The organism is Desulfuromonas versatilis, assembly GCF_019704135.1.
In the GTDB taxonomy this organism is placed as follows: Bacteria; Desulfobacterota; Desulfuromonadia; order Desulfuromonadales; family NIT-T3; genus Desulfuromonas_A; species Desulfuromonas_A versatilis.
In genome coordinates this window covers 3,091,676-3,104,812 of sequence record NZ_AP024355.1, presented here as the reverse complement: position 1 = coordinate 3,104,812, position 13,137 = coordinate 3,091,676, and the positions used below count along the sequence as shown (strand labels likewise).

At 61.9% G+C, this 13,137-nt stretch carries 10 protein-coding genes; 6 read left to right on the top strand and 4 right to left on the bottom strand.

Annotation, left to right across the window (positions count from 1 at the left end):
- The 3 genes from nuoL to DESUT3_RS13955 are packed head-to-tail and all read left to right on the top strand — an operon-like array spanning nucleotide 1 to nucleotide 4,958.
- Complete coding sequence (nuoL, locus tag DESUT3_RS13965; protein WP_221249093.1) at nucleotides 1-1,917, top strand: NADH-quinone oxidoreductase subunit L; 1,917 nt, start codon at nucleotides 1-3, stop codon at nucleotides 1,915-1,917.
- Nucleotides 1,910-3,574 (top strand): complex I subunit 4 family protein, encoded by a 1,665-nt coding sequence (locus DESUT3_RS13960; RefSeq protein ID WP_221249092.1) that lies wholly within the window; start codon nucleotides 1,910-1,912, stop codon nucleotides 3,572-3,574. Before nuoL ends, DESUT3_RS13960 begins: the two co-directional genes overlap by 8 nt.
- Nucleotides 3,564-4,958, top strand: coding sequence for an NADH-quinone oxidoreductase subunit N (locus tag DESUT3_RS13955; RefSeq protein WP_221249091.1), 1,395 nt, complete (start codon nucleotides 3,564-3,566; stop codon nucleotides 4,956-4,958). Before DESUT3_RS13960 ends, DESUT3_RS13955 begins: the two co-directional genes overlap by 11 nt.
- 124 nt (nucleotides 4,959-5,082) lie before the next feature.
- On the opposite strand, the gene DESUT3_RS13950 is transcribed toward DESUT3_RS13955, so the two are convergent.
- The 4 genes from DESUT3_RS13950 to chrA form a co-directional block, all read right to left on the bottom strand.
- Nucleotides 5,083-5,439: a hypothetical protein gene (locus DESUT3_RS13950; protein ID WP_221249090.1), complete on the bottom strand. Its 357-nt coding sequence runs from the start codon at nucleotides 5,437-5,439 to the stop codon at nucleotides 5,083-5,085.
- A complete protein-coding gene (locus tag DESUT3_RS13945) occupies nucleotides 5,436-5,714 on the bottom strand; it encodes a ribbon-helix-helix protein, CopG family (protein WP_221249089.1) in 279 nt (92 codons plus the stop codon). Before DESUT3_RS13945 ends, DESUT3_RS13950 begins: the two co-directional genes overlap by 4 nt.
- Nucleotides 5,715-5,916: 202 nt before the next feature.
- Entirely contained in the window at nucleotides 5,917-6,180 is a 264-nt protein-coding gene (locus DESUT3_RS13940) for a muconolactone Delta-isomerase family protein (protein WP_221249088.1), read from the bottom strand.
- A gap of 265 nt (nucleotides 6,181-6,445) precedes the next feature.
- Nucleotides 6,446-7,798, bottom strand: coding sequence for a chromate efflux transporter (gene chrA, locus DESUT3_RS13935; RefSeq protein ID WP_221249087.1), 1,353 nt, complete (start codon nucleotides 7,796-7,798; stop codon nucleotides 6,446-6,448).
- 486 nt (nucleotides 7,799-8,284) lie between these two features.
- On the opposite strand from chrA, the gene DESUT3_RS13930 reads away from it, so the two are divergent.
- The 3 genes from DESUT3_RS13930 (at nucleotide 8,285) to DESUT3_RS13920 (ending at nucleotide 13,136) form a co-directional block, all read left to right on the top strand.
- The gene (locus DESUT3_RS13930) at nucleotides 8,285-9,256 is read left to right on the top strand and encodes a helix-turn-helix transcriptional regulator (protein ID WP_221249086.1); all 972 of its coding nucleotides are present in this window, start codon (nucleotides 8,285-8,287) and stop codon (nucleotides 9,254-9,256) included.
- Nucleotides 9,257-9,594: 338 nt separating this feature from the next.
- Nucleotides 9,595-12,303, top strand: a complete 2,709-nt coding sequence (cas3g, locus tag DESUT3_RS13925) for a type I-G CRISPR-associated helicase/endonuclease Cas3g (protein ID WP_221249085.1) — start codon at nucleotides 9,595-9,597, stop codon at nucleotides 12,301-12,303.
- Nucleotides 12,303-13,136 (top strand): hypothetical protein, encoded by an 834-nt coding sequence (locus tag DESUT3_RS13920; protein ID WP_221249084.1) that lies wholly within the window; start codon nucleotides 12,303-12,305, stop codon nucleotides 13,134-13,136. Before cas3g ends, DESUT3_RS13920 begins: the two co-directional genes overlap by 1 nt.
- The last annotated feature ends 1 nt before the right edge of the window (nucleotide 13,137 follow it).

Here is a 13,137-nt window from a genome sequence, read left to right as displayed (position 1 = left end):
ATGAACCAATTGACGCTCATCCCGCTGCTGCCGCTGCTGGGCTTTCTGGTCAACGGCCTGTTCGGTGCCCGGCTCCCCCGCAGACTGGTCGCCCTGATCGCCTGTGCCCTGCCGGCGGCGGCCTTCGCCCTGAGCTTTGGCCTGTTCCGATGGCTGGCTGACGGCGGCGCGCCCGTCGAGGTCACCCTGTTCGCCTGGGCGGCCCTGGAGGGGTTCCAGGTCGACGCGGCCCTCTGGTTCGACCCGATGGCCGCGGTCATGTGCCTGCTGGTGACCGGAGTGGGGACGCTGATCCACCTCTACTCGGTGGCTTACATGGCCGAGGACGAGAGCTTCGCCCGCTACTTCGCCTACCTCAACCTGTTTCTGTTCTTCATGCTGCTGCTGGTGCTCGGCAAGAACCTGCTGGTGCTGTTCGCCGGCTGGGAGGGGGTGGGGATCGCCTCCTACCTGCTGATCGGCTTTTGGTTTAAGGACCCCGAGAAGACCGCTGCCGGGATCAAGGCCTTCGTCGTCAACCGGGTCGGCGACACCGCCTTCATCCTCGCGGCGTTCCTGCTCTTTTTCCATTGCGGCACCCTCGACTTCCAGGGGATCGCCGCCACCTTCGCCGCCGGCGCGCCGACCCCGGGGATGACCAACCTCATCGCCCTGCTGCTGCTGATCGGCGCCTGCGGCAAGTCGGCGCAGCTGCCGCTGCACGTCTGGCTCCCCGACGCCATGGCCGGCCCGACCCCGGTCTCGGCCCTGATTCACGCCGCCACCATGGTCACCGCCGGGGTCTACCTGCTCGCGCGGCTCTCCGGCGTCTTCCTGCAGGCTCCCGAAGTCATGACCCTGGTCGCCTGGGGCGGGGCGGCGACCGCCCTGATCGGCGCCAGCATGGGGCTGACCCAGTTCAACCTGAAAAAGGTGCTGGCCTACTCGACCATGAGCCAGATCGGCTATATGTTCATGGCCTGCGGCCTGGGGGCCTTCAACGTGGCCTTTTTCCACCTGACCACTCACGCCTTTTTCAAGGCCTGCCTGTTCCTCGGCGCAGGCTCGGTGATCCACGCCCTGCACGGCGAGGAGGATATGCGCCGCATGGGGGCCCTGGCGAGGAAGATCCCCCTGACCTTCGCCACCTTTTTGGTGGCGAGCCTGGCGCTGTGCGGCGTGCCGCCGCTGGCCGGGTTCTTCTCCAAGGACGAGATCCTCTGGAACGCCTGGGCCGCCCCCGGCGGTTCTCCGGCCCTGTGGCTGGTGGGGGCGCTGACCGCCGGCCTGACCGCCTTCTATATGTTTCGCGCCATCTTCCTGACCTTTTTCGGGCCCTGCAACCTGGCAGAGCAGCAGCTCAAGAAGATTCACGAGGCGCCGCCGGCCATGGCCGTCGTCCTGGTGCTGCTCGCCGGCGCCTCGCTGGCGGCGGGGCTGATCGGTCTGCCCGGGCTCTGGCGGCAGTGGCTGGGGGTCTCGGCCCCGTTCTACGACTTTCTCGCCCCGGTGCTCGGCGGGGCAGGGGAGGGGGCGCTCGCCGACCACCACCTGGAGTTGCTGCTGATGCTGGTCTCGGTGGCCGTCGCCCTCGGCGGCATCCTGCTCGCCTGGCTGTTCTTCCTGCGCCGCCCCGAATGGGCGCTGCGGACCCGGCAGCGGGCCGGCTACGCCTATACCCTGGTGAGCCGCGGCTACTTCTTCGACGCTCTCTACCAGCAGGTGGTGGTGCGCTGCCTCGATTGGTTCTCCGAGGGGTTGCTCGCCCGACGGGTGGAGATCCCCTTGAACGAGAGCATTCTCAACAAGCCCGCCGGCGGGGTGAGGGGCGCCTCGCGGCTCTTCTCCCGGCTGCAGTCGGGCAACGTCAAGGCCTACGTCTTCTATGTCTTCGTCGGCCTGGCCCTGGTTCTCTGGTGGGGGGTGGCCCATGTTTGATGCGACGCTGCTGCTGCTGATCTGCCTGCTGCCGCTGGCCGGGGCGCTGCTGGTATCGGTACTGGGGGCCCGCTCTGCCGGGATGGCCCGCGCTGCTGCGCTAGTGACGATGCTCGCGGTGTTGGCCCTGGCAGCCCATATCTTCGTCGGCTACGCCGCCGCCCGCAGCGGCGCCTTCGACCTCAACCTCCCCTGGATCGCCGAACTCGGCGTCCACCTGCACCTGGCGGTGGACGGGCTCAACCTCTATCTGCTGCTGCTGACCGCGTTGCTCTTCCCGGTGGCGCTGGGTTGCGCCTGGCCCAGCGCCGAGGCGCGCCGCCCGCTGTTTCTGGCCCTGCTGCTGCTGCTCGAGGCCGGGCTGCTCGGGACCTTTCTCTCGCAGAACCTGATGTTCTTCTTCGTCTGCTGGGAGGCGGTGCTGATCCCCATGTTCGTGCTGATCCTGGTCTTCGGCGGGGCCAAAAGCCGCGAAGCCGCCCAGGCCTTTTTCCTCTACACCCTGGCCGGCTCGGTGCTGCTGCTGGCGGCGGTGATCCTGCTCGGGGTGCAGTGCTGGCAGCAGACCGGCAGCTGGTCCTTCGAGCTGGCAACCCTGCTCGACCTGCAGCTTGGCTGGGGGACGCAGCTCTTCGTCTTCGCCGCCATCGTCCTGGCCTGCGCCATCAAATGCCCGCTGGTTCCCTTCCATTCCTGGCTGCCGCTGACCTACGCCGAAGCGCCGCCGGCCGGCACCGCGCTGATGGCCGGGGCCCTCTCCAAGATGGGGGCCTTCGCCCTGCTCAAGCTGGCCATCCCCCTCTGCCCCCAGGCGGCCGCGGCCCTGGCCCCCTGGCTGATCGCGCTGGCGGTGTTCAGCATCCTCTACGGCGCGGTGCTGGCGCTGCGCCAGGCGGATTTCAAGCTGCTGGTGGCCTACTCGTCGCTCAGTCACATGGGCTACATCGTGCTGGGGATCTTCAGCTTTCAGCAGAGCGCCCTGCACGGCGCCCTGCTCCAGACCTTCAGCCACGGCCTGGCGGTCGCCGGACTGTTCCTGGCGCTGGGACTGCTCGAGCAGCGGCGGGGCGCCGCCTACCGGCAACTCACCGCCCTGGCCACCCTCGCCCCGCGCCTGGCGGTGGTGCTGATGCTCTTCGTGCTGACCTCGGTGGCCCTGCCCCTGACCAGCGGTTTCACCGGGGAATTCATGATCCTCTTCGGCGCTTTCCAGCAGGCCCTGGCCGGCTGGAAAGCCGAGCTTGGCGTGTTGCCGCTGGCGGCGGTGATCCTCGCCTGCTCGGGGATGGTGCTGGGCGCCGGCTACATGCTGCGTTTCGCCCGCACCCTGTTGTTCGGCCAGGCGCCCGAGGGGAGCGCCCTCCCCGACCTGGGTGGACGCGAGGCGCTGGCCTTCCTCCCGCTGCTGCTGCTGATCCTCGCGATCGGCATCGCCCCGGCCCCCTTCATGGCCCGGGTGCAGCCGGACGTGGCCGCGGTGACCGCCCGGGCCGCCGTCCCCCCCTTTGAAAAAGGGGGGCCAGGGGGGATTTCGCTGCGCCCCGCCGAGGCAAATCCCCCTCAATCCCCCTTTGCCAAAGGGGGACTGGAACAGCTGGCCGCCATCCTGGGGATGTCCTTCCCCCGGCAAGACAACGGAGAATCCCATGCCCGCTGATTTCTTCTACGCCCTGCTGCCCGAACAGCTGCTGCTGGCGCTGCTGGTGACCTTGATGCTCTGCGAAATCCTCGGCCGCGGCGCGCGCCTGGCCGGCCCGCTCTTTACCCTGGTCGCCGGGGCCGGTTGCGCCGTGCTGCTGCTGCAGCTTGCGCAGGGGTACGGCGCGGCGCCGGTGCCCGGCGAGATCGTCATCGACCGCTTCGCCCTGCTCGGCCGCCTGGTGATTCTCGGCTGTGGTTGCATCTACGGGGTCTGCTGCCTGAGCAGCGACGCAGGCATCAAGTCGCGGCTGCTGCTCGGTGCCTCGCTGCTGGGCGCCCTGGTCATGCTCGACAGCGCCGGGTTCATCTCTCTGTTCCTGGGGATCGAACTGCTTTCGCTGCCGGCCTTCGCCCTGATGGTGCACCGCTGCGGGCTCTCCAGCGCCAGCGAGGGGGCCTTCAAGTACCTGCTGCTCTCCGCGGTGGCCAGCGGCCTGATCCTCTTCGGCCTCTCCCTGGGCTACGGCAGCTGCGGCACCCTGGCCATCGGCGATTTCGTCGCCGCGACGGCCGACGGCCCGCTGGGCCTGGCCGCTTGCGCCCTGGTGCTGAGCGGCTTCTTCCTCAAGGCGGCGGTCTTCCCCTTCCACGGCTGGGCCCCCGACGCCTACGCCGGAGCAAGGCTGCCGGTCACCGCGCTGCTCGCCTCCATCGTCAAGGGGGCGGTGGTGCTGGCTCTGGTGCGCATCCTCGGCGAGGCGCCCCTGCCCAGCGAGTTGGATGGGGCCATCATCGTCCTGGCGGTCCTCTCCATCTTCTACGGCAACGTCACCGCCATCCGCCAGGGCGCCTTCCGGCGGCTGCTGGCCTATTCCTCCATCGCCCACGGCGGTTACATGATCTTCGCCCTGGCCGATGCCGGCGGCGGACGGGTCGAGGCGCTGCTCTACTACGTGGCGGTCTACGCCGTCACCACCATCGTCGCCTGCACCTGCTTCGGCCTGCTCGCCCAGGGGGAGGCGGACGAGTTGGAAGTCCTCGACGGCGCCTTCGCCGCCCGGCCCCTGCCGGCCCTGCTGCTGGCGGTTTCGGTGCTCTCCCTGGCGGGGATCCCGCCGCTGCCCGGCTTTCTGGCCAAGTTCTTCATCTTCAAGTCGGTGATCGCCTCCGGGCACCTGGTCCCGGCGGTGCTGGCCTTCGCCGGCAGCTATCTCGGCGTGGTCTACTACCTGGGGATCGTCTACCGCCTGTTCCGGCCCGCTACGGCCCCGGCGCGCCCGGCGCGCCCGGCGCTCCCCGCCGCCCGCTGGGCCTTCGGCGGCATGCTCCTCGGCAGCGCCGTGCTGATGCTCTTCATGGTGGCTCCGGGGGTCTTCCACCGGCTGCTCGGCGGGCTCTGAAAATCGGGCGGTTATAGAAGGCAGGTAAACAAAAAGGAGGACCGGCTGACCGGTCCTCCTTTTCGCTTACTGTATTCGCAGGTTCAACCCCTTTCCGGCGGCACCTTGAGGGAGATCATCCTTTCTATCCCGGATCGGTGGCTTGGTTGGTCTCCTCTTTCCAACGAAACCGGTTTTGGCCACCAATTCTGATATTCAAAAGCACCACTGGCTCCAGGGGCTCAGGCGGCACCCAATATAGAACGAGAAAATCCCGGGCGCCGGCATCCAACACATATTCCCTGACGGTTATTTTCTTTCCCCCGACCGACCTTCTGCGTGCGGGCGCGATCTCTTCGTGGTTGGAAATATTTTCCACCATCGTCCGGTAACTTGCCTGCAAGCGCTCAACGAAGCGAATGGCCCCGAGTTCCGCATACTCATCGAGAAAATCCTTCAAGCGGCGAACAAACAGAGGCGTAGCGACCACCCTGCGAGTCATCCTCTTTGCTTCTCCGCGACTGCCCTGGCACGATCGAGGGCCGCGTCGAACAGGGTATCCACCTCTTCGGCCGGCACATGAGTTCCGGTAAGCTCATATTCTTCCCAAGCTGCCAGCGCCTCCGCCTCGAATTGGATGTCAGCCTCGGCCGCTTCAATCGCCGGACTGCCAATCGCCTCGAGTACAGCCGCCATCGACCGCCCCATTCTGCGCGAAAGCCTCTCCAGCCGTTCGGCGAATTCATCATCCACTCTTAAGTTGAGCTGTCGGGTCATGACTCTCTCCCATTTTCGTCTTTTTCTGAATGCTAGCACCTGCTAGCAGATGAGTCAATCCCGCGCCGTTTCCCTTGGCTTGAATCAACCCCTCAAAGAGGAAAATCATCAATTCCGAAGGCTTGCCTGGCCTATGGGAATCATGGGTGGGGCATTCTCCTTTGGGCAGGGCCCATCAGTATGCCGGCAAAACCAGCCGCGCTCAGTGCAGGCTCTTCTTGATCTGCTCGACAATCTCCCTTTCCTGACCCGCTCGGCCAGCGAAGCTCTGCAGTGGGGTTACCGACCACTTGAGGGCACCCCACATGGGGATGGTTCGCAGCATGCGATCGACCTCCTCGTTGGAGGCGGCCTCGACAATGAACACGAAAGCCCGATCTCCCAGCGGCAAGCCTCCGGCCAGAATCTTCTTCTGCTCCTCCAGCCTGATCAGCGCATCAAAGCTTGGAAGGATTGTCCTCTCCAAGACCTGTGCAGCCTCCTCCGGGGATGCGAAGCCCGGTCCTTCTTTTCCGGTCACCAGGTATCTCATGGTTCGTTCTCCTTTCCATGTTGGAATTATTTCATTCTAGTTGACCAGGCGGAGATGTCGAATGCTGTGCGGGGGCAGGGTCATTCCGTCTCCTTCCCTGTTCTGAGAACGGCCGGGCGGTTTTTTTTTTGACGAAACCCTTGGCTCGACCACGGCCCCGAGGATCGGCCGCATGGACAAAGGCGGGATTTCATCGCTCTCAAGCATGCAAAAGCATGCGGTAGAGAAGCCCCGCTGCGGCGCTCCCGGCGAGGGTGGGGATAAGTCCGGTGCGGAAGCGGAAAAGGAGCAGGAAGGCGACGGCAGCGATGAGCAAAGCCGGCAGATCGAGGGTGTTCCAGGCGGGGAGCAGCAGGCGCAGGCCGTAGACGTGACTCTCCGCAAGGTTGCCAAAGAGGGTGTTGAGGCAGAACCAAAGCGCCAGGTTGAGGATCACGCCGACGATGGCCGCGGTCACCGCCGACAGGGCGGTGTTGAGGGCCTGGTTGTTCTGGAGGCGCTGGATGTACGGCGCGCCGAGAAAGATCCACAGAAAGCAGGGCACGAAGGTGACCCAGGTGACAACGACGGAGGCGATCAGTCCCGCTGCCAGGGGCGGGAGGTCTTCGACCAGGCGGAAGGCGCCCATGAAACCGACGAACTGGACGACCTGGATCAGCGGCCCCGGGGTCGTCTCGGCCATGCCGAGCCCGTCGAGCATCTCCCCGGGCGCCAGCCAGCCGTAATCCTCCACCGCCCGCTGGGCAACGTAGGAAAGGACGGCATAGGCCCCGCCGAAGGTGACAACCGCCATCTTGCTGAAAAAGACCCCCTGGGTCACGAAGAGATGCTCCGGACCGAAAAGCAGGGCCAGCAGGGCCAAGGGGGCGAACCACAGGGGCAGCCAGACGGCCAGCAGGCGCAGGGAGCGTCGCCAGGGGACGGGCGGAGCCTCAAGCTCCCCTCCGGCCTCACTTTTTGCAGCGGCCGGCGGCGAAAAGATCTCCGGATGTCGCCGTCCCCCCAGCCAGCCGATGAGGGCAGCGCCCAGGATGATGATGGGGAAGGGAACCTCCAGGTAGAATATGGCGACAAAGGCGGCCGCGGCCAGCAGGACCAGGACCCCATTGCGCAGGGCCTTTTTGCCGATGCGCACCAGGGCCGCGACCACCACCGCCATGACGGCCGGCTTCAGGCCATAGAAGAGGGCTTCCACCACCGCCAGGTCCCGGAAATAGGCGTAGAGGATGCTCAGCGCCAGGATGGCCAAAAATCCGGGAAGGACAAAGAGGGTGCCTGCGGCCAGGCCGCCGCGGGTGCCGTGCAGCAGCCACCCCAGGTAGGTCGCGAGCTGCTGGGCTTCGGGGCCCGGCAGGACCATGGCGTAATTGAGGGCGACGAGAAACCGGCGCTCGCCGATCCACTGCTTTTCCTCGACCACCAGGCGGTGCATGACCGCGATCTGTCCGGCAGGTCCGCCGAAACTCAAAAGCGCCACCTTGATCCAGATCCGCAGGGCTTCGCGAAAGGAGGGGGCGGGCGGCGGTGCTCCAACTGGGTCGGTTGGCTTCATGCGGAATGCCTCGTGAGAGTCGGCGACTCTTTACCTGAAGTGTTCTTGAGGCCCTCCTGCTTGTCAAATCTTCTTCCTTAATTTAACAGGGTCACCTAGGAAACGTGCTGCATGCTGCATGTTGTCAACTCGCGCACCCTTTCCTGGAGAAAAATTGGGCGGGGACCGGAATCAAAAATAAATCCGTCCCCTTTTTAGGCAGGGGCGCAGGCGATGAAAGCTGAAGTCTTCAAGGGCTGGCCTTATGTCTTTTAATGGGTGACCCTTTGCCCCTGAAAATCCAATGGAGACTTCGCTGTGGAATACCCGGTTTTCTCGTTAATTTTTAGGAGGCCAACTTCCTTGCATGCGGAAGAATGTAAAATGTTTGAAAATTTTATTGCATCGTCAATTATTAATAATAGATTATCTAGGTTGGTACCTGAATGACGATCATCCTTCAATCCCATAGCATGTTCGATTCTGCATTGTCAGGAGGGCCAGCCATTGGGCGACCATCTTGTCTACGAGCGCTACCTGTGGTTTCACAGCCAGGTCAAAGCCGGAAAGTTCCCCAACGCAGCGGGGCTGGCAGAGCGTTTTGAGCTCTCACGAAAAACCGCCCAGCGCGATATCGACCGCATGGCCGACCGCCTATTTGCGCCGCTGGAGTATGATGGCAGCCGCCGCGGCTACCATTACACCGAACATGGCTTCGAGTTGCCGCCGATCCAGGTCTCCCAGGAAGAGCTTCTCGCCATCCTGCTCGCTCGCAACCTGCTCTCGGCCAGTGCCGGTGGTCTGATCAGCCGGTCTATAGCCTCCTTTGGCAAAAAGCTCTTCGCCTCCATGGGGGATCTCGGCCTCAGCGAAGCCCGCATGGATGAGGTCTTTTCCGCCACCTGGAACGGCTACGCTCCGGCCCAGGCCGAGACCTTCCGCACGGTCTCCGAGGCCCTGCTGCAGCAACGCCTGCTGAGCTTCACCTATCAATCCCCGCGCACAAGAAAAAGCAGCACTCGCCGAGTCGAACCCCACCACCTGCAGCATTACATGGGCAGTTGGGTACTGATCGCCTACTGCCGGCGGCGATCGGACTGGCGCAAGTTTTTCCTCTCGCGTATGACCGAACCGAAGATTCTCCCAGAGTGTTTTGACCCCCGGCCCCGGGCAGACTGGCAAGGGCAGCTAGAAGGAGGTTTCGGCATCTTTCAGGGCACAGGTCTGACCCATGTCGTCCTACGCTTCTCGCCCTTCCGTGCCGCCTGGATCCGTGAACAGCTCTGGCACCCCCATCAGCGGCTATCCGAACACCCAGACGGCAGCCTCGATCTGAGCTTCCCCGTCGCCGACTTTCGCGAAATAAAGCTGCGGGTGCTGCAGTTCGGTGCCGATGTCGAGGTGATCGAGCCGGAGGAGCTGCGGCGCCAGGTGCGGGAGGAGATCGGGAGGATGGTGGGAGTTTACCGCAATGGGTAACACTGGCACCCACCGCTTGTCCAAAACAAGGCAGCTCAGGAATCCCCCCTTTGAGAAGGGGGGCTCGGGGGGATTTTTTTCGGAGACAGGCCCGGCAAAAGCAAATCCCCCTAAATCCCCCTTTTTCAAAGGGGGACTTGGATATGGGTAGAGGGTTGGTGGTTCAGCAGAAAATAAAAATTTTTTTGTGAGGGGGGACACTGGGTGTCTACCTTGGGGTGGTAGGGTGGGGGTCCGGAATGGGTTATTGAACACTGCCAGGTGAAAACCAGGAACCTCTTGGAGCGGAATATCCACCTACCAGGTATCGGCTAATGGGTGGAGCGAACCTTGCGTAAATGATGGAGGTGTTCATGGATACACATTTAAGTTTCGATTCGCAGTTTGAATGCCTCACGGGCCATGGACCATTCCCATGGCAAAGAAAGCTGTTTGGTGAATTCCTTGAAAAACAATTTCGTGAGGCTTGCCCCGCCCCGACGGGCCTAGGAAAAACGTCGATCATTGCAATATGGCTCCTGGCGCTTGTCCATCATGCCTTGAACGGCTCCATGTCAGGGTATCCTAGGCGACTTGTTTACGTAGTTAACCGAAGAACCATTGTGGATCAGGCTACCGACGAGGCTGAGAAAATGCGAAAAGTGCTCGTCGCCAATCCGGCCCTTTGGGCTATCGCCGAGGCTTTGCGGTCACTCCAGGCCCGAGCCGATGCAATACCTTTGGCGCTTAGCACGCTTCGTGGACAATTTGCAGACAATGCAGAGTGGCGGCATGACCCTGCCCGGCCCGCGATCATCGTTGGTACGGTGGATATGATCGGCAGCAGGCTGCTGTTTTCCGGCTATGGGTGCGGATTCAAATCCCGTCCTTTGCATGCTGGGTTTCTTGGCCAGGATGCCTTGCTGGTGCATGATGAAGCCCATCTCGAGCCTGCTTTTCAGGAGATGCTTTCGGCCATTGCTGCCGAACAGCGGCGTTGCCAGGAATTTGGACTGTTCCGTGTTATGGAGTTAACCGCAACTTCTCGCTCAGATGCAAGTGGCGAGGAGGATTTATTTACCGAAGAAGATCAGACCCATGGTGTTGCCCGGAAACGGCTCGGAGCGAAAAAGGGGATTGCTTTTCATCCTGTTGACGACGAGAGAAGGGTGGCGGACAAGGTAGAACAACTTGCCAAAGGATACAAAGACAGCGGCCAGGCAATTCTCGTTTTTCTGCGTGGGGTGAGAGAGGTTACGAAGGTGGCCGCCGCACTGCGCAAAGTTGTCCCGGAGTGTGTTGAGACGCTGACCGGCACCCTGCGCGGCTATGAGCGCGACGCCCTGGCCAGGGAGAATTCAATCTTTGCCCGTTTCTTACCATCAACGGAAGCGACGCCGCGAACGGGCACCGTCTATCTCCTATGTACCTCTGCTGGGGAGGTCGGGGTCAACATTTCGGCGGACCATTTAGTCTGCGACTTGACGCCCTTCGACAGCATGATGCAGCGTTTCGGGCGGGTGAATCGTTTCGGTGCAGGCGATGCCCGTATCGATGTCGTACATCGCACCTATGCAAAAGACGCGGATGCGCGCGAACCCGAATCATCGACCAAGACAAAGGAGAAGCCTTTTACCCCCTTCGACCGGGCCTGTGGTCGAACCCTGACCGTACTTCAACGGCTGCCCATGCGTGATGATCAGCGTCGGGATGCGAATCCGGTGGCCTTGAGCAAAATACCCGTTGCCGACCGGCAAGCCGCTTTTACGCCACCTCCAGGAATTCTTCCCACGAGCGAGATTCTTTTTGATGCCTGGGCGCTGACCACCGTCCGCCAGAAACTGCCCGGTCGTCCGCCCGTTGCCGATTGGCTGCATGGCGTTACTGAGTGGGAACAGCCCGCAACCCACATTGCGTGGCGGGATGAGGTCGGTTTTGTCGGCGGGATGTCGCAAGCCCCCCCACCGGAAGACCTGCTTGAAGACTATCCTCTCAAGCCCCACGAATTGTTGCGTGACCAGACTCCGCGGGTATTTTCCGAGCTTGAGAAAGTTGCCGCCCGCTGCCCGTTGACGCCCGTCTGGCTCCTTAATTCTGACGGCGTTGTTGAAGTGCTCTCCTTGACGAGGTTGGTCGAGCGGGACAAACAAAAGAAGCCAGTGCTGAACCTCGCCGATTGTACGGTGTTGTTACCGCCGGTGGTCGGTGGTCTCGAAGGCGGCATATTAAATGGCGATGCTGGTAATAGCTCCGGGGCGATTTATGACATAGCCGATCACTGGTTGGACGGGAATGGCAGGCCCCGGCGCTGTCGCGTCTGGGATGACGATGATCCTCCTCTATGGATGCGGCTGGTGCGAACTATCGACGTGCGTCCCGATGGCGACGAAGAGGAGGATGAAGAGGCAGATTCGACCAGTCGGCGCTACTGGCACTGGTATGTGCGGCCCCGCTCCGCCGACGATGAGGGGTCGAGGACAGCAAGAATAAAGGAAGAGCTGACACCCCACCTTTGTTCTGCCGAGGATTTCGCAACAAGGCTCGTTGACCGTTTAGGTTTGGAGGGGCTAGAAGCAAAGGCGGTTGTGCTGGCGACTCGCTGGCATGACCGCGGGAAAGATCGCTTGGTTTGGCAGCGCTCCATCGGCAATCGCGACTATCCGCAACAGGTGCTGGCGAAATCCGGGCCAGGAATGTGGCCGATCAATCTTAGCGAATATCGCCACGAGTTCGGTTCGCTTGTCGATTTATCCAGCGACACGGAGTTTCTGGAGTTACCGGCCGAGATACGGGACCTCGTCCTGCACCTTGTCGCCGCCCATCATGGCCGTGCCAGGCCGCACTTCCCTGCCCATGAGACGTTTGATCCAAATTGGCCGGATATGGTCACAATGGCAATTGTTAATGAAATTCCCCGCCGTTACGGTCGATTGCAGCGGAAGTATGGTCGCTGGGGACTTGCCTATCTCGAATCACTTGTGCGCTCTGCCGACGCCATGGCGTCTCAGCTTGGACCCGGCGAAGTTTTCGCTGATGGCGGTGTATCGCCCTCACAAGGAGGTGTCTGATGCATTCGATGCCAACGCCCATGATCAGCATTCCCGTTGATCCCTCTAACCCCGGCCAATTCTTTGCTTGCTGCGGGCTGCTTGAACTTGCCGACAGGCTTTGGGTAGGTGCAGAGGGATGGTTTGAGAATGGTCATTTCTGCATTCTGACAAAGGATACCACCGGTTCTTTGTCGCAAATGCTGGAAGCGGCACAAAGTATTCGGCTTTCGATGAATAACGCCGAATGTAACGATGTAGAGCCAGGCGAGGGAGACGAAGATTTATCTGGTGAAGTCTATCCGTTGATCATTGAAATGCCAATAAACCTCCGTTTGGATTGGTGGAAAGATAAGTCAATCAAAACATGGGCTGGTTCGATGGACGAACGCAAGATTTTTATTGCGATGTGCCATGCCATTGAACCGCAGTACGAAGATCCAATGAACCAAGGCACGGTAGTTTTTGACCCCTCAGTGAATGTATCAAGCGGTAAACGAGGTCTTAAACGAAAAAAGCGGGAGCCCTTCTATTTCGACGCGCGCCGTGGTGCAAACGCATGGTCCATTGATGTTGGTTTTTCGCCGGACTCTTTGGCGATGACAACTCTTGCCTACCCTGCAGTAGAAGCCCTGTGCTTTATCGGCCTTCAAAGGTGCCGCCCGAAGCCAACCGAGACTCCACGGGTGTTCGACTACTTTACATGGCACTACCCCTTGCCGATTGCCACCATTCCTATGGCTGTTTCTGGCCTCCTTGGGAACGGTGATGGATTTCGCTTTGAAAACGCTTTTCGAACAGACCAGAGGAAGCACAAGGCATTTAACCCTGCCACCCCAATTCAAAGGAGCTGAC